Origin of the sequence: Marinoscillum sp. (genome assembly GCF_040222955.1) — a bacterium.
Classification (GTDB): Bacteria; Bacteroidota; Bacteroidia; order Cytophagales; family Cyclobacteriaceae; genus Marinoscillum.
Map to the genome: position 1 here is coordinate 67,266 of NZ_JAVKCA010000016.1, position 24,352 is coordinate 91,617.

General features: G+C 47.0%; 14 protein-coding genes. 3 read left to right on the forward strand and 11 right to left on the reverse strand.

Going from position 1 to position 24,352, the window contains the following annotated elements; translation table 11 throughout:
- Positions 1–15: 15 nt before the first annotated feature.
- The 6 genes from RIH33_RS13855 to RIH33_RS13880 all read right to left on the reverse strand — a co-directional run bounded on the left by RIH33_RS13855 (position 16) and on the right by RIH33_RS13880 (position 12,091).
- The gene (locus RIH33_RS13855) at positions 16–2,367 is read right to left on the reverse strand and encodes a glycoside hydrolase family 3 N-terminal domain-containing protein (protein WP_406650912.1); all 2,352 of its coding nucleotides are present in this window, start codon (positions 2,365–2,367) and stop codon (positions 16–18) included.
- Between the two features lie 119 nt (positions 2,368–2,486).
- Positions 2,487–3,764: a PKD domain-containing protein gene (locus tag RIH33_RS13860; RefSeq protein ID WP_406650913.1), complete on the reverse strand. Its 1,278-nt coding sequence runs from the start codon at positions 3,762–3,764 to the stop codon at positions 2,487–2,489.
- A gap of 62 nt (positions 3,765–3,826) precedes the next feature.
- Entirely contained in the window at positions 3,827–5,359 is a 1,533-nt protein-coding gene (locus RIH33_RS13865; protein ID WP_406650914.1) for a RagB/SusD family nutrient uptake outer membrane protein, read from the reverse strand.
- Between the two features lie 19 nt (positions 5,360–5,378).
- Positions 5,379–8,510: a SusC/RagA family TonB-linked outer membrane protein gene (locus RIH33_RS13870; protein WP_406650915.1), complete on the reverse strand. Its 3,132-nt coding sequence runs from the start codon at positions 8,508–8,510 to the stop codon at positions 5,379–5,381.
- 640 nt (positions 8,511–9,150) lie between these two features.
- A complete protein-coding gene (locus RIH33_RS13875) occupies positions 9,151–9,333 on the reverse strand; it encodes a T9SS type A sorting domain-containing protein (RefSeq protein WP_406651010.1) in 183 nt (60 codons plus the stop codon).
- A gap of 19 nt (positions 9,334–9,352) precedes the next feature.
- Positions 9,353–12,091, reverse strand: coding sequence for a carbohydrate-binding protein (locus tag RIH33_RS13880; protein ID WP_406650916.1), 2,739 nt, complete (start codon positions 12,089–12,091; stop codon positions 9,353–9,355).
- A 235-nt stretch (positions 12,092–12,326) separates the two neighbouring features.
- Between RIH33_RS13880 and RIH33_RS13885 the strand changes: the two genes are divergently transcribed.
- Entirely contained in the window at positions 12,327–15,230 is a 2,904-nt protein-coding gene (locus RIH33_RS13885) for a triple tyrosine motif-containing protein (RefSeq protein WP_406650917.1), read from the forward strand.
- On the opposite strand, the gene RIH33_RS13890 is transcribed toward RIH33_RS13885, so the two are convergent.
- The 3 genes from RIH33_RS13890 to RIH33_RS13900 all read right to left on the reverse strand — a co-directional run bounded on the left by RIH33_RS13890 (position 15,227) and on the right by RIH33_RS13900 (position 18,137).
- Positions 15,227–17,125, reverse strand: a complete 1,899-nt coding sequence (locus RIH33_RS13890; protein WP_406650918.1) for an ATP-binding protein — start codon at positions 17,123–17,125, stop codon at positions 15,227–15,229. The two genes, RIH33_RS13885 and RIH33_RS13890, sit on opposite strands and share 4 nt — an antisense overlap.
- 119 nt (positions 17,126–17,244) lie before the next feature.
- Positions 17,245–17,856, reverse strand: a complete 612-nt coding sequence (gene recR / locus RIH33_RS13895; protein ID WP_406650919.1) for a recombination mediator RecR — start codon at positions 17,854–17,856, stop codon at positions 17,245–17,247.
- Complete coding sequence (locus tag RIH33_RS13900) at positions 17,856–18,137, reverse strand: ATP-dependent Clp protease adaptor ClpS (RefSeq protein ID WP_159583818.1); 282 nt, start codon at positions 18,135–18,137, stop codon at positions 17,856–17,858. Before RIH33_RS13900 ends, recR begins: the two co-directional genes overlap by 1 nt.
- A gap of 86 nt (positions 18,138–18,223) precedes the next feature.
- Here RIH33_RS13900 and RIH33_RS13905 point away from each other — a divergent pair, with 86 nt between their 5' ends.
- Positions 18,224–19,663: a sodium:solute symporter gene (locus tag RIH33_RS13905; protein ID WP_406650920.1), complete on the forward strand. Its 1,440-nt coding sequence runs from the start codon at positions 18,224–18,226 to the stop codon at positions 19,661–19,663.
- A gap of 34 nt (positions 19,664–19,697) precedes the next feature.
- Here the strand turns inward: RIH33_RS13905 and RIH33_RS13910 are convergent, their stop codons facing one another.
- Complete coding sequence (locus tag RIH33_RS13910) at positions 19,698–20,039, reverse strand: MGMT family protein (RefSeq protein ID WP_406650921.1); 342 nt, start codon at positions 20,037–20,039, stop codon at positions 19,698–19,700.
- A 40-nt stretch (positions 20,040–20,079) separates the two neighbouring features.
- On the opposite strand from RIH33_RS13910, the gene RIH33_RS13915 reads away from it, so the two are divergent.
- Positions 20,080–20,757 (forward strand): SDR family NAD(P)-dependent oxidoreductase, encoded by a 678-nt coding sequence (locus RIH33_RS13915; RefSeq protein ID WP_406650922.1) that lies wholly within the window; start codon positions 20,080–20,082, stop codon positions 20,755–20,757.
- Positions 20,758–20,760: 3 nt separating this feature from the next.
- Here the strand turns inward: RIH33_RS13915 and RIH33_RS13920 are convergent, their stop codons facing one another.
- The gene (locus tag RIH33_RS13920; protein WP_406650923.1) at positions 20,761–24,312 is read right to left on the reverse strand and encodes a VCBS repeat-containing protein; all 3,552 of its coding nucleotides are present in this window, start codon (positions 24,310–24,312) and stop codon (positions 20,761–20,763) included.
- Positions 24,313–24,352: the final 40 nt, after the last annotated feature.

The following is a 24,352-nucleotide window of genomic DNA, read 5'->3' on the forward strand; positions in this document are numbered from 1 at the left end:
TGATTTTGAAACGGTTTATAAAATCTTTTTTATCTGGTTGAATGTCTTACTTTCGGTAATTGAAAATCGACTTTTGAGTTCGCCGATATTCACTTCATATTCTCCTGCCTCCACTGTCCAGCACAGGTCTTTGGCCACGAAAGCCACGTCACGGGCACTGATCTCAAAGGAAACTCTGGTGGTCTCGCCCGGCTTCAGAGAGATTTTCTCGAATCCCCGCAAACGCCTCACATCGGGAGTCACTGAGGCAAAAAGATCGGAGATGTACAGCTGTACCACTTCCTTACCTTCTACATTCCCCACATTGGTCACAGAGACAGAAATGCTAAGGGTTTCACCCGAATCGATTGACCCGCGGGAAAACTCCATGTCGCTATAGTCAAACTCTGTATAGCTGAGTCCAAAGCCAAATGGGTACTGCACGGCAAAGTCAGATTCGTAATCATACATCCCTTCCATTTTATTCTGTTCTTCGGATGGTTTGTGATCATAAGTAACCAGGGTATTGCCAAACATAGGATAGGTATAAGGCAGCTTACCACTGGGATTGACCTCTCCAAAAAGCACAGCGGCCAGGGCATCACCGCCATAGTTGCCAGGAAGGTAGGTCTGCAAAATACCCTGCACCTGACTTTCAATACTGCTAATCAACCTTGGCCGGCCTTCATTCAGTACGAGGATCACCGGCTTGCCTGTAGAGGTTACAGCTTTAGCCAGGTTTAGTTGGTTGGGAGAAAGCGTCAGGTCATGCAAATCGCCGGGCTTTTCGGTATAGGTATTCTCTCCCAGACAAAGCACCACATAATCAGCCCTATTGGCTGCAGCAATCACAGCATCCAGATCCTTAACTTCCTCTTCCCAATACTTACCCTGGTGATTATACGCCACACCCTCTACAAACTCCACATTGGCCACACCAGCTTTTGACTGGATAGCCTCCAGGATGGTATTGTATCCGCTGGCAAACTCTTCTACCTTCTCCCCCTGCCAGGAGTAAGACCAGCCCCCATTCAGGGTACGCATAGAATTGGCATTAGGCCCTGTTACCAAAATTTTGGAGCCCCTGCTCAGCGGGAGTGTCCCATCATTTTTAAGGAGTGTAATGGCCTCAGATGCGGCATCAAACGCGGCAAGTTCAAACTCCTTACTGGCGAAATTCGGATAATCCGAAAGGAGTGTTACCGGTTGCTCAAAAAGTCCAAGCTCATCTTTGAGTGTGAGGATACGACGAACTGCATCATCTATGCGCTCCATGGTCACTTCCCCCTCTTTTACCAGCTCTGTCAGGTAGGTACAAAAGTCGTAATCATAAGGGATCATTGACATGTCAATGCCTGCGTTGACGGCCATTTTCACCGCTTCTTTTCTCGTGGCGGCTACTTTATCTCTGAAATGAAGATTGTCTATGTCCTTCCAGTCGGTCACCACCACACCTTTGAAGTTCAGCTCACCTTTTAAAAGGTTGGTGATAATGTCCTTATTGGCATGAACCGGAACCCCATTGATGATCCCCGAGTTGATCATGACTGAATGAGCTCCAGCCTCAATAGCAGCCTGGAACGCAGGGAGGTGCCTCTCTCGGAGTTCCATTTCAGGGATAAAAGCGGGTGTCCGGTCTTTGCCAGTGTATGGCACGGAGTATCCAAGAAAGTGCTTTAAGGTAGAAGCCACCTTGGTTGGCACAGAGACCTCATTCTTTTGCCCCTCATATCCCTTGATCATCTGCTTGCCCATCTCTGAGGCGAGGTAGATGTCTTCACCGAATGTTTCCCACATTCTTGGAAAGCGAGGATCGCGCCCCAAATCCAGAACCGGCGAAAAATTCCAGGGAATCCCTGAGGCTCGCGTTTCGTAAGCGGTAATCTCCGCCCCCTGCCTCACCAGTTCTCTATTCCATGTGGCTGCCAGGCCAATCTGTTGTGGAAAAAAAGTGGCTCCTGCGGTGTAGGTGGCCCCATGGATGGCGTCAATTCCGTAAATCACCGGAATGCCCAGTCTCGATTGGTTTACTGCAATGTTCTGTATTTCTGAGACGATGGTATTCCACTGCTCTATGGTGCGGGCACGGTTGTTTGCAGTATTGAGAATGGAACCGACCTTATAGTCCAGAATGGCCTCCTTAACCAATGTAAGGTCCAGCTCCAAGGGTTCGTCGCTGACATATACAGTTTCTCCTTTGGTGATCACATCCAGGGTCACCTGAGCCATTTGCCCTACTTTTTCTTCAAGGGTCATTTTGGCCAAAAGTGCTTCTATTTTTGGTGTGGGCCTGGTCAAAAACGAGGCCTCCATCAATCTGCTGTCTGGATTCTCACAGCCCAGTATTCCGAAGAATACCACCACAATCAATAAATACTTTCTAAACATCCTTCAATGATTTTTCTAGGTTGACAAAACCTTCTCTCCTTTGCAACAAGTGCAAATACCTGATTCTAAAATTTGAAAAAATGGTGGTGCCCAAAGTATCAGGCACCACCGGTAAAATATTAGTTGAGCTCCACGAGCTGAGCATCATCTATGGTCACGCCTGATCCCAGGTTACCATCCCAGCTGCCTACCTTAATCAGGAAGTACACTGTACCAGCTTCTTCAAAAGAGGTGTTTTCGCCTATTTCAATTCGCCCTTGTGTATAATCCGTGCCGTCAGAAGGTTCTGTGGAGTGTACATAAAACTCTATCCAGGAACCAGTGGCTCCGGGGTCTACCACGGTGGCCTTCAGGCGATATTTTTGCCCGGCAGCTACATCCACAGCCTGCCACACACCTACGTTGGTTTGTGCGGGTTCAGAACCATTGGTAAACTTCATCACACCATCCACAAACTCAACGGTGGTCAGCGAAAGTCCTACATTGGTTACGGTCCATACATTTTCATCCTCCATATCACTCCCGGAAAGGATATTATCTCCTTCAACAAGTGGAGCAGTGTCAAGGCCTACCAGGGTCATATCATCCAGTATCAGCCCTGTGGTTCCGAGGTTTCCGTCCCAGCTACCCACCTTTACCAGGAGGTAATAGGTGCCATCCTCTACAATACTCACTTTACCATCTCCGATGCAGGAGATAGCCGGTATTTTACCATCAAAGGCATCGCCACCACACCCCGTCCAGGTATTGAGACCGGCAATCGGGGTGGCACTTGGATCCACACCTTCCACAGGCTCTGCATCCAGTAGAAGAACCTCCATCCAGGAGTTGGTCATCCCTGATCCGGAAGCCGATACAGAAAACTGGTAGTCCGTTCCTCCTGTGAGCTCAACTTCCTGCCAAACGGCAATATTGGTTTGGGCTACCTCCACGCCGTTGCTAAAAATGAGCTTACCATCACTAAAGGTGTAAGTAGTCATGGTACTTCCTGTGCTGGTAAAGGTCCAGGCACTTTCGTCATCCATCTCACTGCCCAGGAGCACATTCACTCCCGTGGAAGCATCCCCCTCTACAGTCACTTGCTGCTCGGCGGTAGACTGACCTCCGGCGCTCACCACGGTAAGGCGAACGGTGTATACACCTTTGCTTTCAAAAAACGCAGTATCTACTTTGTTTCCAGTGCTAACGGTCCCATTTCCCAGGTCCCACTTATAAATAAATGCTTCTGAGCTGCTTTCCAGCAGGTAGGTGTTTCGCATCTCCGGTGTGGAGATATCTGTAATGGTAAATGCTGCCTCTACGATTTCACCCAAACTCAAATCTTCGTCTTCAGGAAAGCAACTTGTCAGCAACATCACCAGCACTCCTGAGTATAATATTGATCGTATAATTTTCATAAACTATTGTCTTTAAGGTTGTAAAACAGCGCCCGGCTGGCGCCGGACTGTGTTCTATATTTTTAGTAAGCGGGATCCTGCTCTAGCTTAGTGCCTGAAAAGTCCAACTCGGACTGTGGAATAGGTAAGGCATCGTGCTTCCCGTCCTCATATCCCCGAGGGCCCAGTTTATCAGCTGCCATGCCCCATCTTACCAGATCAAACCATCTGTGGCCTTCTCCGGCAAGTTCAAGACGTCTCTCAGCAACGATGTTTTCGAAAGTGGCAGGAACCGGTGTCAGACCTACCCTGGCTCTAACCGCATCCAGTAGCAGCTGCGCACGGGCTACATTTCCGCCACCACGTACCAGTGCTTCTGCCTCCAATAGGTAAGTATCAGCCAGTCTGATTTCATACTCATTGGTGCCAAAGTTGATTTCGAAAGGCACTGTACCATCTGCCGTTTTCTCCTCTTCCTTGCCCGCAAACTTGGCCAGGAAGTAGCCTGTGTTTTCATGAGCGTGGGTGTAAGAAACTATCCCCAACTGCTCCAGGCTATCAATATTCGTGATTGTGGTAGCATATCGCGGGTCATATGTCCCACCTTGCACAAAGGCATCTACTAGGCTCTGAGTGACCGTATTGAAGCTCCATCCAGACACGAATGTTGGTGCCTGAGAGGGGTCATTGATCACATAGCCCCGAGGTGCCACCATGATACTCATGGGGTTACCTTCCGTACAAGCTATACAGCCCCAGTTTCCCTGCGAGGTAGAGTTATGGCTGATCTCAAAAATGGACTCAGCATTGAATTCATTGTCCAGTGAAAAGAGATCAGCATAGTTGTCCACCAGGTCATAACCAAAATCATTGGCTCCACCAGGTGTCCCATTGACCTTGGCCAGCTCAGTGGCAGCAGGCCCAAATTTGTCCTGTTGCAGGTATACTTTACCCAGAAGGGCCAAAGCTGCTCCTCTTGTAGCGCGACCCGCCTCTTCCATTCCGGATATGGTGCTTGGCAACAGCTCTATTGAAGCCGCTAAATCCTCCTCTATGAGTTCGAAAACAGCAGTCCTGTCTGAAGACTCTACTTCGAAAATATCGGAAGTAGGGATGGGGGCTGTGATCAACGGAAAGCGCTCAAACAACCTCACCATGTCAAAATAGTAGTAGGCACGGAGAAAAAGCACTTCGCCCATGTAGCGATCCTTTACTGCCTGAGACATGTCGATCTCCGGAAGCTTTTGGATCAGAATATTTGATCTGAAAATACCGGAATAATTTCGGTTCCAGAACTCACCCTGTGGGCCGGTAACCGGATCGAGGGAATAGTCGTCCCAAACCTGCATGGCGTTGATGTCAGTAGGTCCCCCTCCACCGGCGAAGAAGTCATCAGAAGCGGCGTTAAGACAGCCCGTCTTTACCACGAACCCGTTGGTCCAGCCAAGTGGATCATAGGCTGCAATCACTCCATTGAATGCTTCTTCGGCATTTCTATAGTAATTCTCTTCAAGCGCAGTACCCTTGGGTTCCACGTTTACGAAACTGTCAGAGCAACCCGCAAACAGGTGCATGGCGCCTAATAGGATCGATAGATTGATATATTTAGTTTTCATAATTGTATCCTTTTGCTTCTTAAAATCCAACATTTAGACCTACCATGAAAGAGCGGGCTTGCGGGTAGATACCCCGGTCAATTCCGAAAGATCCTCCTCCGATTTCAGGATCATAGCCAGTGTACTCCGTGAATGTGAATAGGTTCTCTGCCATCACGTAAAATCTGGCCTTACGCACTTTGATGTTATCCAGCAGTGACTGAGGTAGTGAATACCCCAACTGCACAACCTTCAAGCGGAAGTATGACCCATTTTCGATATAAAAATCTGAAGCGTACTGGAAGTTCTTGTTTGGATCATCGTCTGTGAGTCTTGGGAAATCAGTGGATGTACCCGGACCTGTCCATCTGCCAAGTGCTGCTGTCTGATAATTAGCGGCATTGATATCCAATCTTCTGAGTCCCTGGAAAATCTGATTTCCCTGTACCCCCTGACCAAACACCAGCAGGTCGAAGCCTTTGTAGTCCAATTTGATGTTCACACCGTAAGTCCAATCTGGAATTGGGCTACCAAGGAAAGTGCGATCCTCAGGATCTATATCGCCACTTCCGTCACGATCGGCCCATTTGAAATCCCCAGGTTTGGCATCCGGCTGAATCAGCGCACCTTCATCATTCACATAGGCATCGATCTCGCTTTGGGTTTGGAAAATACCCAGACGCTCATATCCAAAAAATGAGTTGATCGGCTGACCCACGGCCATTCTCGCCATGGTGCCCATGTTCTGCACACTTGAGGTGTTGTAAAACTCCACATCACCCAGGTTTGTCACCTTATTCTCAACATATGAAGCATTGGCGCTCACGTTTAGGTTGACATCACCAAGGCTTTTTCTGTAACCCAGCTCTAGTTCCACTCCCATATTTTCCATATCTCCGATGTTGGCATATGGGTTACCAATCACACCGGTGTACCTCGGAATAGGCTTGGTCCTCAGGATGTCTGTCGTCTCTTTTTTATACCAGTCAGCATTCAATGTGAAATCGTTGAACAGCGTAGACTCAAATCCAATGTTTAACTGACTGGTCTGCTCCCATCTCAGGTCTGGATTGGCCGGAGCATCCGGGCTGTATCCATTTACAGAAGAATCGTCATTTCCAAAAGTGTAGTTACGTCCTGAACCGATAGTAGAGAGGAACCTGAAATCCCCAAGATTGTCATTACCTACCACACCATATCCTCCACGTACTTTCAGGAAGTTGATGATCTGGTTTTTTTGCCAGAAACCTTCATTAGAAGTTACCCAACCTATGGACCCTGACGGGAATACTCCGTACTTGTTGTTTGCTCCAAATCTGGACGACCCATCTCTCCTTACCACTGCTGTGAACAGGTACTTCTCATCAAAGTTGTAGTTCAGTCTGGTGAAAAGTGAAGAAACTGTGTGAATCACACCCTCACCGGCACTGGCCGTGATATCGTCAGTAGTTACATTGTAAATAAAAGACGCATCATCATAGTTATCTACAGGGATATTGGCTTTGGTAACCCCGAAACTATAAGTCATGTTGTCCTTATAGGCTCCCTGGCCAGCCAATATCGTAAAGTTGTGACCACCAAGTGATTTGGTATAACTAATCGTATTTTCTATGTTCCAGTCAAATCTCCTATTCAAACCCCCACTTATTCTGGCCTTGTCCAGATTCTGATTGGTGGCGCTCAGGTAAAATACTGGGGTAAAGTCTCTATTACCGTAAAATGCCATTTTTGCACCCATGGTGGATCTCAACGTCAACCCTTCGATCGGCTTGACCTCTGCAAACACATTTCCAATGATATTATCTGCATAGCTATGGTTACCCAATCGGGTTTGGGCATACGCCAAAGGATTGAGCATCTCCTGCTGCACAATATCCGAAATACCGTATGGTCTGCCTTGCGCATCTCTCACTACCGGATTATTAGAATATGGCGGAGCGTCCGCCACCGTAGGGTCAGTAATCACTACTGGCGTAATAGGATCCAGGTTGATGGCAGAACTCAACGGCCCTCCAAACTCACTGTTGGTGTTACCAAGACCTATGGACTCGTTGTGTGCGTAGCCTATGTTTTCTCCCACCGTCAGCCACTTCTTAAGATTATGCGTTGAGTTTAACCTTATATTGGTCCGCTTGTATTTTGAAATTTCGGTGGAGACAATCCCTTCCTGCTCCAGATGGCCAAATGAGAAGTAAAATGTGGAGTTCTCATTTCCTCCACTGAGGCTGAGCTCATGGTTTTGACGCTTCGCTCCATTGTTGAAAATTTCCTCCTGCCAGTCAGTGCCTTCTCCGAAAGATGCCGGATCTGCAAAGCGCGCAGCTTTTCCGTCAGCCAGTAGTGCCTCATTTCTCAAGGTAGCGTACTCAGTGGCGTTCAGGAGGTTCAGTTTTCTGGCTGGTCCGGAAACTCCATAGTAACCATTGTAGTCAATATTCATTCTCCCGGACTTACCGCTTTTGGTAGTCACGAGGATCACACCGGCCGCCGCTCTGGCTCCGTAAATCGCCTGTGATGCCGCATCTTTCAATACTTCTACAGAGGCTATGTCTGATTGATTGAGGTAATTGATACCGCCATTGTCAACCACTACTCCATCTACAACCCAAAGCGGATCGTTGTTATTCAGGGTAGTGATCCCCCTGATGCGTATGGTTGCTCCCTCACCTGGCTGACCATTGTTAGCAGCGATGGTCACACCAGAGACCCGTCCCTGAAGGGATTGGCTAATATTGTTCACTGGTAAGGTCTCCAGGTCTGAGGCCTTCACACTAGAAATGGCTCCAGTCACCACACTTTTCTTTTGAGCACCGTAGCCTACTACCACTACTTCCTCCAGTGACTGGATATCCATCTCCAGTGCCACGTCAACTTTGGTCTGCCCTGCGAGGGCTATTTCCTGGGTGGTAAAACCCACAAAGGAATAAACCAAAGTTGCAACTTCATACGGCAATGCGAGGGTATAATTACCATCAACATCCGTTATTGTACCATTTGAGGTACCTTTCTCCAATACGGTCACACCAGGCAGACCCTCATTGGTCTCAGTGTCCGTCACGGTACCGGTCACTCGAAAGTCCTGAGCATATACCATGCTGCTGAGGACCGAAAGACCTAGTACGATTAAGAGCCGGTTGGCGCTCCTAAACATGGGTAAAATTTTCAATCTCATATTTATAAGGTTTATTAGTGATGGTTAATTGGAAGAATTTCAAATAATCTCATGATCATCAGGAAATCCTCAACACCAAATATATAATCCTCATTTAGTGATATTCATTTTCACCCCTCGCTTTGATTACTTCATTGTTTTTACTGTCTCGTCATAAGTACTTCATTTGAAGTAAATCATTTAATGTCAAATATTTATGCACTCAAAAAAGAGCTAATATTTGTGATTACCGGATACTTATTTGGTAAGAATTACTAATAAGGTCATTAGAATAGTACAATTTTGCAGCCATTACTCCGTGATATACACTGTGGTCTTCTCCCTTAGTGGACATGTTGTATCGAAAAAATAACCTCTGTGAGAAAATCCGGTGACTTGGCATAGAAACTTCCAAAAAAGAGACTCCAAATACTCGCTTATTTTGAATTTTTACACACCACAGCTCTCCAATATGGCTGAATGGTATTTTTTAAAGATGCCTATACCCTGATCTATCACCTTTTGGCCTGTAATCTTGCTACCTGTACAAGCATAAAAATCTGGTTATGGTAGTTGTGGCGAGGAATTCACTCAGCAGGAGATATAAAAAAAGCCGCCCATATTGAGCAGCTTAAGAAAGGTTGGATTGGTTGATTTTTAATTACTTGATGATCAGTTTTTGCACTTCTTTGATGCTGTCCTCACTGCTTATGTAAACCAGATAAACGCCTGAGGAAAGGTCGTTCAAATCAAGGTGGATAAGGTCACGACCGAAAGCTTTCCTGAATTTCCATACGACCTGACCGCCCCATGAAAGGAAAAAAGTAAAATCAAAGAAATCGATGTGCCAAGCCTCCTCATGCTTATCTGATCATCACTTTTGATTTCAGAACCCCTCTTTCTCCATTTACTCCTATGACATACAAACCTCCGGGCAATTCAGAAATGTCGATTCGTTCCAGATGGGATACTCCTTGCTTTTCGAAAACCATCTGGCCAGACAGATTATGAATAGTCACCTGAAGACGGCTACCAAGATCAGGAGCATTAACGGTCAGGTAATCATCCGCCGGATTAGGGTAAAATTTCATTGCTTCTGAGTCCCCAACTTCCAAAACCTCCGGAGCTGCTGTGAATCTAAACCAGTTCATATTGAATTCAGGATCCAGAATCTTCACTTTTAGTACTCCTCGGCCCTCATCCAGGGTCATCTGAGCGCTAACAGTCTCCCATGTTTGCCATCCACCCGTTACCGGCACATCCACCTGCGTCTCGTTAAGTACATTACCTTCTTTGTCCAGCTGCTGAAAAGCCAGTTTCCCGGAGTTATTGTTGCAGGCAATGCGGACATCCAGGTCATAAACACCGGAAAACTGAACGTTCACCAGGTACTCGAGGTAATCACCAGTGCTGGTGTAGCCAATGTTTTGCCCCAACCCAGTGTCGGTGGTAGCCTCCAGCTCCAGTCCCACGTTCACTTCAAAATCCTCTGCCTCTATCTTTCCAGGAATGGAAAAATGAGCCGGCAACTGATTGTCCACAGGTAAATCTGAAAATGTCTCTAAAAACGTACCATCCTGGGCTTCCAAAGTAGTCCCGCTGTAGCTCAGCAGGATCACATTGTCATCTCCCAATGTTTGATTGACTTTGATCAGAAGCCGGAACTCACTTTCATCATGAAGCATCACTTCACTGGGTGTCTGATCCTGACCATCCACAGCAACAACAAACCCGGCACTGGCAATCGATTCTTGTTTTACTCTTTTATTAAGATTTAAAAGAATGGACTTATCGTCATAGGTAGCTGAAGAAAGGGCGTCAAAATCAAGGTCAGTCAGTTCCCCGGTCAAAAAAAAACCGAAGTAACTGAAGTTGAATCCGCCCTTGTCTATATAAACGCGAATGGATTTGGTTCCTGACTCAATGCCCACATTTTCTATAACCTTATCTTTCCACACCTGATAACCGCCTGTAGCTGGCAACTCCACTGGCCCGGAGATATCCACTCCATCTAACTCCAGGTGTATCCAACCGGTAGCTTCGCCCGCATAGCGAACAACCACCTGATACACCCCTGAGGCATCCACCTCCATGGTATATTGTAGCCATTCGCCATCTTCGGTCCATCCCACATTGTAGCCATTGGTCAGTTCTTCTGAGTCAGAGATGGGTTCGATATCCACACCATCATTCCTATATGCCCAACCACTGTTCCAGGCTGTATACTCCCCTGTACTTCCGTGATAGTTGGCAGATACCTTGTCGTAATAGGCATGTTCATTTCTACCCAAATCATAGTCAGTTGCCTGAACCACGTTGGTCTGCCCTTCGATGAGCCTGTGTGCTTTAAAGGGTTTAGTGTCTGTCGTGTGTGGTTGACGTATCTTGGCATCTACCACATCCGGGTGATAAAATGTATTTTCCAGTTTAACGTCTTCTGCGAGCTGCATCAAACCTGCCAATGCCACTTCCGGTGTGGGTTTCGATCCTTCACCGTTCCAGTATTTGACCACCGCCCGGTAGTCATCATTGTACTGTACCTCCAGCGGGTTGTTTAGTCCCAGCTTCTTCAGCGGCCACCAGGACCAGCCTATGCTGTTATCTTCCAGCAGCTCAATACAATCCGTAAACCATTTATTGGAATTTTCCCCCGTTTCACCCAGCCAGATGGGTACATTTCTTTCAGTCCTCATATTCAGCATGCCCTGGATGTCTCCCTGGGTATTTCCATTCCAGTACTTATGATAGCTGATCACGAGGTTGTCATCCCAAAGTGTAGGGAGGCCGGAGTAGTTGTTTCCCCAGCAGTTTCCTTCTATGACGATTATATGATTTTGATCTACTTCTCTGATGGCTGCGGTCACCTCCTTTTGCAAATCCCAAAGCAGGGTATTCTGAGACTCGGCACATCCATTAGGGTCAGAGTCGTGATTTTGAAAGCCCCAGTTAGTCTCGTTGATCAAATCATAGGCAGCGATCATGGGCTCATCTGCATAACGTTCTGCCAGTTTTCTCCATAGGGCAACCATTTTAGCGCGATTGGCTTCACTCTCCCACAGAGATGGTTTGGAAGGATCATAGTCACTAATGTCTGCATTCTCTCCTTGTCCGCCAGGCGCGGCGTGCAGGTCCAGAATCAGGTAGATGTTGTTGGCCTTGCACCACTCCAGCAGCTCATCGGTCATTTCAAAACCCTTATCAATCCAGGTGATTTCTCCGGCCACAGGCTCCTCCTCAATAGGCGGTGTATAGAGCTTATAATGCATGGGCAAACGGATCATGTTATAACCCCAGCTGGCCATGGAGTCCACATCAATCTTGCGGGTATGATTCGCCAACCAGGCTTCATAGAACTGTTCCTTATTCTCTGTTCCTACCAACTCCTCTATCCGCTGCTCCAGCACATGCTGCGCTCCGGAGGTTCCGAGCATGTAGCCCTCCTGAAGCATCCATCCGCCCAGGCCGATACCTCGCCATATGACTTCATTTCCTTCACTATCAACAATCTTCTGACCCTCTGCATGCAGAAGCTGAGCAGAAGCGAAATGCCCAAAGCCAAACAGAAAACAACACAGCACTCCAACTCTGAAAAAATACCTCATTTGCAATTTTGATTTTTTAAACGCTAAATTTGATTACCCCATTAATGAAATCACAATATCCAATCGATTTCATTCGCAATTCTTCATTTCAAAAATACTTTCATAGGATATACTATCTGATAGTATTTGATACACTATAATTACATCGGGAGTCTGCACTCGTACATCAGCACTACGCCATCTGCTGATAATAAATTGATTCTCAATGTATTAGATCTTTAATTTTTAGATTAAAATGCACATAAAACATTGGAAAGTTGTACTTTTTGGCTTCATGATTCTGCTTTTTGTCCCTCTTTTTGGGCAAAAAAATGATGAAAATGCTACCGCACGAGCAGAAATCAAAGGCACCCCCCGCATAATCCATTATACACGAAAAGACTTTAGTGGAGATCCGCAAATATGGGCGATGTGCCAGGACAACGATGGCATCATGTATTTTGGGAACAATGATGGCACGCTCATTTTTGATGGAGCCAGATGGCAAACAGTGAACCTCCCCAACAACTCCTCAGTAAGAAGTCTCCTCCACAGTACAGATGGTCATGTCTATGCGGGCGGGTTCAACGAGTTTGGAAGGATCGAGCGTGATGAGTATGGCGACTACTCCTATCAGTCACTCATGGACCAGCTCAGCCCTGAAGACCGAAACCTGGAGAATATATGGGCCATCCACGACGTTCAGAACCACATTGTCTTTCGGAGCCTATCACGACTGGTAGCCATTTCCAACAACAAGGCATTCACCATCCCTTCCACTGGCTTTTACTACTCTGCTGTAATCAATGACAAATTATACCTGGTCAATGACGAAGGGGTGAAAACCCTGGACCTCAAAACGCTTTCTTTCGAATCGCTGATTATTCCTGCCCAGTACGATCATGCAACCATCGCTGCCATAGCAGCTGGCCCTGCGGAAGACCAAATCATTCTTTTCACCCGTCCCGGTGCTTCATATTCTTTTGACAATCTCACAAAAAGCATTCGGCATTTCAAAAACTACTTCACAGAGACCTCCAACAACCAGATACTTTCTGCCATCAAATCCTCTGCCGGAAATTACTACCTCGGCACCCTTAGTTCACAGATCATGGTGCTGGATGAAAGTGGTGATCCCGTGCCGCTAACGGAGAGCTTCATGGAACTGCAAGACCATACAGTCCTCAACCTTTTTGAGAGCTCCGAGGGTAACATCTGGGCGCTCCTAAACAATGGCATTGACTGCATCAATATCTCCTCGCCTATTTCTGTGCTGTTCGAGAATGCCTCCGTCTTTGACGTCATGATCAGAGGGGGTAAAATCTACGCCGCCACCAATCAGGGCGTATTTGTCTCCCAGCGGATTGTCCAAAATCCTCATTTTGCAAGCCTGGAATTCAGAAAAATACCCGGTCTGGAGGGTCAGGCATGGAGCCTGCAGAGCTTTCATGGCCAAATCCTGTGCAGCCACAATGGTGGCCTTTTTGTGATCGATGATGACGACATCCTGAAGATCGAAGGGCTCGCCGGGGTGTGGAAGGTGATCCCTGTCAGAGGAAAAGAAAATCACTATTTTGTGTGTACATATACCGGCATACACATGCTCAGGTTTGAGGGCGGGAAGTTTGAAATTCTCTACCGTGTTGATGGATTCAATGAATCCAGCAGGGACATCATCCAGAGTGATGAAGAGAACACCTTCTGGGTTTGTCATGGCTACAAAGGCGTCTTCAAGCTGCAATTTGATCGCAACTTCGAACACGTAGTAGGGCTGGAGCACTTCCGTGAAAAAGGTTTGCCTTCCCCCTTTAGTATCAATGTATTCAGGTGGAAGGATCATATTGTATTTACCACCAATCAGGGAATTTACACCTTCAACGAGGCCACCAACCAGTTCGACCCGATGACCGAACTCAATGAACGCTTCGGTACAGAAGTGAACGTGAGAAAACTTCTGCAATACGAGGACAAAACCTGGTTTATACAGGATGATGAAGCCGGCTTTTTCGAAGATGACAGTAAAAAACTTCAAAAGGGACTTTTTCTGGAACTCAAAGGAACTTTTAACCGGGGCATGGAGAGTATACTCCCCATTAACACCAGCAATGTGCTCATAGGCACCACCACCGGACTATACGCCTACGACCTCTCCTTTCAGCAGCACGCTGACACAAAGAAAACGCTGATAACAGAAGTGCATTATCAATACAACAATGAGCGGATCAAGCGATCGCTGAAAGGGTCATCCGAAGAAATCCCACATTCTGCCAGTGACATCCGGTTTGAATTTTCAGCTCCCAAGCTCAAAGATCAGACGCAGGTGCAATACAGCCACCAAATGGAGGGGATAGACGAGGACTGGTCGAACTGGAGCGCCGATCCCTTTAGAATTTACTCCCAGCTGTTTCCTGGCAGATATACTTTCAAGGTGAAAGCAAGGAGTATGATTGGCGAAACTGCCTCAGAAGCCACCTATCGTTTCAGCATTGCGCCGGTATGGTACATGACCCACCTGGCCTTAGGTATGTATGCCTTCATGCTCCTGTTGATCATTGTAGGATCGCGAAAGCTGGTGAAAAAGAAAATTGTGGTGGAGAAGGAGAAAACCAGAGAAGAAGAAAAGAAGAAACGAACAGTCCTCGAGCTGGAACTGGATCAGATGCGATTGGAGCGCGAAAAGGAAAGGATAGAGCGCGACAAAAAAATACTGGAAGAAGATGTCATCTTCAAAAGCAAGGAGCTGGCCAACTACACCATGCTCCTGGTCAAAAAACGGGAACTCCTGACAGACCTCCGTGAAGACCTGAAAGAGCTCAAAGAAGTGGTTAAAAATGAGCGCTCCCGAAATATGCTGCGGAATCTCATACGCAAAATCGGTATCAACCTGAATAACGAAGAGCATATACACGTATTTGAAGCCAATTTCGAACGGGTGCACGATGACTTCTTTCAGGAACTAAAAACCTATTTTCCGGATCTCACTTCCAAAGAATTGAGGTTATGCGCCCTGGTGAAAATGAACCTGACCAACAAGGAGATAGCGCCCATCCTGAACATTTCCCTAAGGGGAGTGGAAACCGCCCGATACCGCCTGAGAAAACGTCTGAGCCTGGACCACGAAGAAAACATGGTAGAGTTTCTGGAAAAATTGTCACCCTAAATAGGCACAGTGCTCATACGCACCGGGAGTGTCATTGTAAAGACCACCCTGTCGTTTTCATTTTTAGCCTCAATCCTACCTTCGTGTTCTTTCACTGCGCTAAAGGCAAAGTATAATCCTAATCCAGGAGACACCCCGTCATCTTTGGTGGTATAAAATGGGTCAAATATTCTGATCAGATGATCTTCAGGAATAGCGGGTCCATTATTTTCAATCCTCACCTCCAGACTCTCCCCCTTCTGGCTGGCCGCCACCCAGACACATTTCTCCTCCGAAGCAGACTCCTTCGCAAAAAAGAAAGCATTTTCCAAAACCGCCTTGAGTGCGTGATGAATTCTATTGGGGAAACACTCTAAGCTCACCGAATCCACCTTGGTGGAAAACCTCACCTCGGGATGGCTCGTCCTGCTGAAGGCGATCAGCACATTATCAACGATCTCTGTGAAATCCAGAATCTTGGGACTATGCTCGGTATAAGTAGCTATGATCAATGCCTGTATGATCCGATTGATCTTGGAAATACTGAAATTAGACTCCCTCAGCATGATATTGATATCCTCCAGGAGCTCCTCCTGGTTTTCAGAATGAGCGTTCATTACCTCTGCCAGATTCTTTTCAATCACCTGAAGCCCCCCGCTAAGTATGTTGATCGGATTGTTTAGCTCATGCGCCACTCCCGAAGCAAAAGAGCCAATAGAGGCCATTTTCTCAGACTGAATAAGCTGATATTGCGTGCCTTTCAGGTCATTGATAATTTTCTTCAGGAGGTCGTTCTTGTGTTGGAGATCATCGTGCTGAGAGGATATTTGCGCATTGAGCGCCTGCAACTCTTTATTAAGTTTATTCCTATGGGACAGGGAGCGGTAGGTAATCAAAATCACCAAAAGCAGGACCGTCACCCCCAAAATCAGGATAATGATGTAAGACCTGGATTCATACTGCCGCAGCTCATACACCTGATTTTCCTTCTCCAAAAGGTCGATGGCCATCTCCTTCTCCTGAAGCTCAAAGAGCTTCTGATAATTGGCCAGCTGTGTGGTGAGATTATTCTTGTAGTAGGACTTAAGCTGCTCTACATACTTTCCCTGCTTCTGAACCGCAGCAGTATAGTCCCCTACGAGCGTATCGGCTATAATATTGGTTTCATAAAAATCCAGCGTCTTCTCCAAATGCGCCAGGTCAACGCTCAAGGAGTCACGCTTACTCCGGTACTGCCTGCTCATCACGGCATTGCCCAGCTTCATATACAAAGCGCTAATGAAATTGAAAACGAAATACTGAGCAGAAGGAGTCAGTGACTGCAGTCCCTCACGCTCTACCTGCAGCAGGCCTGAGAGCCCATCTTTATACCTGGCCCTGGCAATATTGATCCCGGCCAGATTGATCATGGAGTTGGCCCCCACCTCACCCGTCCTGGCATATTGCACCACGGCAATATTGAGATACTTTTCAGCTGAATCAAGCTGTTTCAGATTAAAATAAACGTAACCAATCCTATGATTAATCTCTCGGGTTTGTTTCAGATCTCTGGCATAGCCACGTGCCCGAAGTATAAAGTCCAGGGCTTTGTCATACTCCTGCACCAGCGAATAAGTGAAAGAAATCTGCCGCAGTACGTCGGCCATTCCTGCAGAGTCGCCAGCAGCACGGTAGAAGCGAAAAGACTGATTCAACTCCTCCAGGGCCTTATCGGTAAAATCCATTTTGGCATACTCCTTCCCGAGCAAAAAGGTATACCTGGCCAGAGACAGGGTATCTGAATGTGCCTCTATCTGCCTACTTAAATCCAGAATCCTACTTTCGATAGACTGATCCTCGCCGGTCACAAGGCTATCCTGAAGCGACCGTGTGATGTGCAATGGGCTTAATAGAATAGAAAACAGGAGTAGAATCATATGGGTCAATTACGCCATTGGACATCCGTCTTGATCTAAAATACAGTGTCGGCAAAGAAAAAACAAGGTAATGAACGAGACTTAAAAGGATAAAAAAGACAATGGCCTTATTATTCCTGTTAATGCTCTGCAGAGAAAAGGGTACGTGTAGAAATACTTCGCGCGAGTGTGATTTCATCGGTATATTCGAGCTCACCCCCCACAGGTATCCCCCGGGCAATGGTGGACACCTTCACGTCGGTATCCCTCAGCATTTTGGCAATATAAAATGCGGTAGTGTCACCCTCCATAGTTGAGCTTAAGGCCAGCACCACTTCTTTCACAGCGCCATCCCGTTTGATCCTCTCTACCAATGAATCAATCTTGACGTTATCAGGGCCAATGCCATCCATCGGGGAAATTCGTCCCCCTAACACGTGGAAAAGACCATTGTACTGACCGGTGTTTCTAATGGCCAATACATCTGGCGTATCTTCTACCACACAGATCACCGTGGTGTCCCGTGACAGGGTCTTGCAGGTGCACTCCTCAGTGTCGGCAATGATATGACACGTATTGCAATATTTGATGTTTTCCCGAAGATTGGTCAGTGCTTCAGAAAGATTGGCTGTCTGTGCCTGTGGCTGTTTAAGCATATGCAAGGCCAGTCTGAGGGCAGTCTTCTTACCTATTCCGGGAAGCTTCGAGATCTCCTCTACCGCCTGCTCCACGAGCTTTGAAGGATACTCCATCATTCGATAGTAGCCGAAATGCCAGCATCATTGATCCCCTCTTTCATAGGCTTCAACTCTCTGAATGATCCCTTCTTGACTGCACACTTCCCTTTGAAATGGATGATATAAGTGCATTGCTCAGCCTGATGTACCTCATGCTTGCACACTTTTATCAGGGTGTTGATCACGTGATCGAACGTATTGTGATCGTCATTGTGAACAATCAGATCTTTGATATCGCCCTGACCGAGATCGGTCTCTACATCTACTAATTCCTCTATTTCCGGTGCGAACTCCATCTGTACCATAAGCTGCAAAATTAGTCTATGTGATTTATTTGCCACAATTTTGAGCACTTTCTTCACACATTTAGTCAGATAATCGTATGAGTCCGGTCTTTGTTGGTGGCATTATCCTTAGTTATTTCATTCTTCTGATCGCTATTTCATGGCTCACGTCGAGAAACGCATCGGATAGTGATTTTTATAATGCCAACCGCCAATCGCCGTGGTATTTGGTGGCTTTTGGCATGATCGGGGCTTCGTTATCGGGTGTTACGTTCATCTCTGTACCTGGTGAGGTGGGCAATAGCAACTTCTATTATTTCCAGGTGGTGATTGGGTACTTACTCGGGTATTTCGTCATAGCCAAAGTACTGTTACCACTTTACTACCGTCTCAATCTGGTTTCAATCTATTCCTATCTGGAGCAGCGTTTTGGATTCTGGTCTTATAAGTCCGGAGCTTTCTTCTTTCTGCTGAGCAGAATCATTGGGTCTTCCTTCAGGCTCTTTCTGGTGGCCAGTGTGTTGCAGATCTCTTTTTTCGATGCCTTCCATTTACCCTTTTGGGTGGCTGTGCTGGTAACCATCGTACTTATCTGGCTCTACACCTTTCAGGGTGGCATCAAGACCATCGTATGGACAGACACGCTGCAGACAGCCTTTATGATTGCCTCGGTGGTCATTAGCATTGTGTTTATCACCAATGAGCTCGACTGGAGTTTTGGGGAGATGATTGGTCGCATCGCGCAGGATGAGCGAAGTAGTATTTTCAACTGGGAGTGGCAGAGCGGACGCAACTTCTTCAAACAATTTTTTGCAGGGGCCTTCATAGCCATCGTCATGACCGGACTGGATCAGGACATGATGCAGAAAAACCTGACCTGCCGGAGCCTTGCCGATGCACAAAAAAACATGTTTTGGTTTTGCATCATACTGGTCATTGTCAATTTCCTTTTCCTCAGCATGGGACTCCTGCTTTTTCAATATTCAGAAGCCATTGGGGTAGCCATACCCGCAAGAACGGATTTTCTTTTTCCCGAGCTGGCCATCAACCACTTTTCAACCCTTGGGGCCGTGGTATTTTTACTGGGAATCACCGCTGCGGCCTATTCGAGTGCGGATTCGGCACTCACGGCCCTGACCACCTCATTTTGTGTGGACTTTTTAGGGTTTTCACCCAAAAATTATAGCCAGAAAAAGACCCTCCGAAAGCTGGTTCATCTGGGCTTCTCTTTTGTCCTGTTTCTGGTGATTCTGGTGTTTCAGGCCATCAATGATCAAAGTGTGATCACCGCAGTATTCGTGGCTGCAGGCTACACATACGGCCCGTTGCTCGGACTTTTTGCACTCGGTATTTTCACCAGGTATGACCTTCGCGATGAGTTGGTGCCCGTGATCTGTTTACTCTCCCCGATCATTTCCTACATCATCAACATCAACTCAGTAGCCTGGCTTGGGGGGTATAAGTTTGGTTTCGAAATCCTGATTTTGAATGGGCTGCTTACATTTATCGGACTGCTTCTGATCAGGAAAAAAGCCTGATAATTTTCAATTTTACCAGAAAAGATCATACGGCCTATAACTGTAGCGCTGTTGCCGGATCCCAAAAGACGGATTTGAAATCAACAATTTTGTCATCCTTCACAACGACTCCCTCTGCCTCCAATAGCTGCTGCATGGCTTCCGGGCCTCCACTAAAGAAGTGTTTGCCGGTGAGTAAACCGGCGCGATTAACGACTCTATGGGCAGGCACAGTGTGATCACCATGGGCCTGATTCATGGCCCAACCCACCATGCGTGCACTGCCCTTCACGCCCAGATAATTGGCAATGGCCCCATAGGAAGTCACACGACCCCTTGGTATCAATTTTACCACCTCATATACATCTCCAAAGAAATTGGATTTAGAATCTTCCATAACTTAGTGGACTGAAGACAACATTAAAAACCTGAAAGTTATGAGCAAAAATGTATTAATCACGGGAGCGGCAGGAAATCTTGGAAGTGCCGTTTCAAAAAAACTGATCTCAGAGGGCTATTCCGTGATCGGCACTCTGGTGCCTGGCCACAAAGCACCTGAAAATGGCGTGGACTTTTACGAATGTGATCTCACTGATGAGAGAGCAACCCAAATCTTTTTTCAGACAATCAGAACAAAATACCAAAAGCTGGATGCGGTCATCATGCTGGTAGGCGGCTTTGCCATGGGAAACATCCGAGAGGTGAGCAGTGAAGACATGATGAAAATGCTCACACTCAATTATTTCACGGCGTTTCACTCCGCGCAAAACGCCATCAAATGGATGAACGAAGCCACAGGTGGAAAACTGATTTTCGTGGGCGCCAAACCCGCCATCGAAGGAGGTGCCGGCGCTGTGCTGCCGTATGCCATTTCCAAAAGTGCAGTTATCAAGCTGGCCGAAATCATTAACGAGGATAAGAATAACAAGAATATTCAGGCTTCTGTCATTATTCCGAGCATCATAGACACTCCTCCAAATCGGGAAGGGATGCCAGATGCCAATTTTGACAACTGGGTAAAACCTGAGGAAATCGCGGAGAACATAGCCTTTCTCATCTCCGAAAAGGCCAATGTGCTTCGCGGAACCGTGCTCAAAATCTATAACAACTCCTAGACGCTACAAGCCACGCTGATCGCCGGAAAAGGTGGTAATGCTCACCTGACTGGCATCAGCGGGTATCAATACTTTTCTGGATCCCTGAGACAGGTAGGTGTGCCCATAGTACACCTCCTGTACGCGCATGCGACCGGAAGCATCGAGGTATTCTACCCTGGCATCAGCAGGTTCCAAAGAAATAACCCGTTGGTCACCGGTGTTGACCGAAAAGGCTTTTAAAGGACCCATGTTCTGCGCAGCAAATATTGTCATGCCTCCTTCACTGCCGGTGACATACGTCAAACTTTTGGCATCTTCCGGCACATACACCCCACTTTGCTCCATGCCTACAGGCAGAAAAGTGCCGTCTCCGGCACCCAGCATCAGCAGTCCTTTGAAAGCATCATACCGGCCCTGCAATACCTCATTACCATAGTCGTTGCCTACCATCAGCACGTCCAGGTTTCCATCGCTATTGAAATCGCCGGAGATCATGCCATAAACAGGCGCCACCTGGCACTCCAGCGGCAGTGGAGTCATCGCAAAGCGGCCACCGCCCAGGTTTTCAATATACGCAGACTCCATGTAGTTGGCATGGTAAGCCGTAGCACCTGACAACTGCTCCGCAGAGAAGATGTCCGTAATCCCAGCCCTGGCAAAATCTGCATGCATCCTGAAATCCGCCTTTATTTTGGTCATTTGCTTGATCATATCTCCACGTCCGAAAAAAGGAAACTCTTTGAGCCTCCTTTGTTCATCAGGCAGAAAGACCGTTGGTACAGCATCCAGCCCTTCGTTGCGATCAAAATCAGAGGCGTAAATACCAATAGGTGTTTCAGTCGAGGCCCTATTGATGGTGTTGAGTCCAAGGTTGCCAGCCAGGTAGTCCACGTCTCCGTCCCCATCAAAATCACCTGCACTGAGGCTATTCCACCAGCCCACATTCTCGTCTACACCAGAAGTAGCGGTCACATTCCGGAAGGTTCCGTTTGTGTTTTGCAAAAAATTAATGGCCATCCATTCACCGGCAAGAATCAGATCAGTACTCCCATCATTATTAAAATCAGTCCATAGCGCATCTGTCACCATACCAAAATCTTCCAGCAAGCCCGATGCCTCCTCGTCAATGATGAATTCTACCTGCCCTTTACCTGATTCATTCCGGAGAAAATAACTACTCGCAGGCAGAGGGTAATGCAGTGGCACTTGTCTGCCACCAACGAATAAATCCAAATCCCCGTCCTGATCATAATCGGCGGCCCGCACACATGACCCACTCGCCAAAAATGGTGGCAGCGCCTCTTTATTCAAAACAAATTGTCCAGCCTGGTTTTCATAAAAGCGATCCTGATAGCTGGAATCCTCGGGTGCAAGCTCATAGCTGCCATGCACCAGGTAGAGGTCCAGATCGCCATCCCCATCCGCATCAAATAATAGAGCACCCAATTCTTCGCCTTTGGTTTTTTCATCTATCTGTGGGAGCAGGTCTTCCCTGGCAAACGATCCTTCCGGCTGCTGAATCATAAAAGTTCCTTTTTTGAAACGAGAACCACTTATGTATACATCATCAAGTCCGTCTCCGTTCACGTCACCCACGGCCATGCCCGGCCCATACTGAGAGAGTTTGTGTGGCAAGAGTGGCTGCACATTGAAGTCAATGAACTCATCCTCTTCATGAATATATCCAGCCACAACTTCCTCTGATAAGGCTTCAAAATATTGAACTGATTTTGCTCCCGACACTGGCTGCCTCTTCTTGGCATTCTCAATGCTCAAGGTAATGTGCTCATTCACAGGTACGGCAGAGCGCACCTCCACCTCTCCCGTGGGCCAGTACACCACTACAGAATCCACTCTGGCAGACTGCCCAAGGCCAAAAACCAGTGTAGGATCATTGCTAGAGAGGTATCCACGGTACGGACTGTGGTCCCAATAAAGGGTATTCCCGCCATGGTAAATTTTCAGCTGAGCACCTATTCCTCCCGGATTCCGACCCTTCCCTACCAATCGAATACGAATCCAGTTATTGGGGTTTTCCTTTTTTTGATTACTCAAATTCTCAAAAATGGAAGCCGGGTCATTGATGTTATTAACCACATAGTCCAGGTCACCGTCATTGTCCAAATCTCCATAAGCTGCACCATTGGAAAAGGACGGCTCATTGATCCCCCAGGCCGTTGTGACATCTTCAAACTGAACGCCATTCACATTGCGATAGGCATAATTCCGAATCTTCACGGAGGGTATTTTGGCCAGAAGCATGGACTTTTTGGCGTAGCGGCCCACTTCCACATTATAATCTGAAAAATCCCGATCGGTGATGTCTTTGGGGAAACCATTGGTGATGATCAAATCCCTCAACCCGTCATTATCAAAGTCTGCCACCATCGGTGCCCAACTCCAATCTGTAGATGACACCCCCGCGAGAAGGGCCATATCACCAAAAGTAGGTTCGCCGGTCACAGGGCTAAAGCCCTGATTGAGCTGCAAAGTATTTCTGACACATTGATATTGGTAGTCATATTTTTCATTGTTGATATATCCTGTGTAGTTGTTGTTCATCATCATGGTCTTCTTCCGGAAATTATCCTCCGGAAGCATATCCACAGCAACTATATCCGGGTATCCATCATTGTTGATGTCTACCACATCATTACCCATAGCCGAATAACTGGTATGAGCCAGGAAGTCTTTGGATCGGTTAGTAAAAGTGCCATCCTGATTGTTGATATAAATCAGATCCTGCGTGAGGTAGTCGTTGGTTACATAGATATCACTCCAGCCATCGCCGTTAATGTCGGAGACATTAACGCCCAGGCTATAGCCCTCATAAATGATTCCTGCTTCCTTAGACACTTCTGTAAACACCGGATGGCTCAGGCTGTCATCCCAGTCATTTCTAAAAAGTTTGTCCACCCTGTCAAGCGCCTCAGTGTGACTTTTCTTGTACACATTGGGGGTCATGACAGGGTCCATCTTATTGATGGCAAGGTACACGTCCAGATCGCCATCTTTGTCATAGTCGAAGAAAGCCGCAACAGTGGTATGACTGTCATCATCCAATCCATAAGCTGCCGCCTGGTCTTCAAAAACCGGAAGCCCACCCTGAAGCCCCTGGTTGATAAACAGCATATTCTTCCTTTTCTGAGGGGCTGAGTACACGGTAGCACAAACATAAATATCCATCCAGCCGTCAGCATTGACATCTACCACCGCTACCCCGGAACTCCATTTATCCAGAGCACCCACACCCGCTTTGACGGTAATGTCCCTAAAAGTCATTCCTCCCTGGTTGAGATATAGCCTATTCGGCACCATGTTCCCGGTGAAAAACACATCAGAAAGGCCATCATTATTAAAATCAGCCAACGCGACACCCCCACCGTTGTAGACGTATTCAAAGTCCAGGATATTAAAGCTGTCATTCTCAATTATTTCATTATTGAAGTTGACATGCGTAAGGTCCATTGGCAAAGACTTGAAGGCAGACTCCTCTTTGCAAGCAATAAGAACTGAAAGGCTAAAAGCTACCAAAAGGTAGGTATTAAAGGTTTTTAGGTTGATTCTCCTCATATTCTTGAGCTCATTATATTTTGATGCAGTGGGTCAGGAT

Coding starts and splice junctions, on each gene's coding strand:
- RIH33_RS13860 (WP_406650913.1), bottom strand. CDS start 3,764: ATGAAAATTATACGATCAATATTATACTCAGGAGTGCTGGTGATGTTG.
- RIH33_RS13890 (WP_406650918.1), bottom strand. CDS start 17,125: ATGATTCTACTCCTGTTTTCTATTCTATTAAGCCCATTGCACATCACA.
- RIH33_RS13900 (WP_159583818.1), bottom strand. CDS start 18,137: ATGGAGTTCGCACCGGAAATAGAGGAATTAGTAGATGTAGAGACCGAT.
- RIH33_RS13855 (WP_406650912.1), bottom strand. CDS start 2,367: ATGTTTAGAAAGTATTTATTGATTGTGGTGGTATTCTTCGGAATACTG.
- RIH33_RS13865 (WP_406650914.1), bottom strand. CDS start 5,359: ATGAAAACTAAATATATCAATCTATCGATCCTATTAGGCGCCATGCAC.
- RIH33_RS13910 (WP_406650921.1), bottom strand. CDS start 20,039: ATGGAAGATTCTAAATCCAATTTCTTTGGAGATGTATATGAGGTGGTA.
- RIH33_RS13880 (WP_406650916.1), bottom strand. CDS start 12,091: ATGAGGTATTTTTTCAGAGTTGGAGTGCTGTGTTGTTTTCTGTTTGGC.
- RIH33_RS13915 (WP_406650922.1), top strand. CDS start 20,080: ATGAGCAAAAATGTATTAATCACGGGAGCGGCAGGAAATCTTGGAAGT.
- RIH33_RS13920 (WP_406650923.1), bottom strand. CDS start 24,312: ATGAGGAGAATCAACCTAAAAACCTTTAATACCTACCTTTTGGTAGCT.
- RIH33_RS13905 (WP_406650920.1), top strand. CDS start 18,224: ATGAGTCCGGTCTTTGTTGGTGGCATTATCCTTAGTTATTTCATTCTT.
- recR (WP_406650919.1), bottom strand. CDS start 17,856: ATGGAGTATCCTTCAAAGCTCGTGGAGCAGGCGGTAGAGGAGATCTCG.
- RIH33_RS13870 (WP_406650915.1), bottom strand. CDS start 8,510: ATGAGATTGAAAATTTTACCCATGTTTAGGAGCGCCAACCGGCTCTTA.
- RIH33_RS13885 (WP_406650917.1), top strand. CDS start 12,327: ATGCACATAAAACATTGGAAAGTTGTACTTTTTGGCTTCATGATTCTG.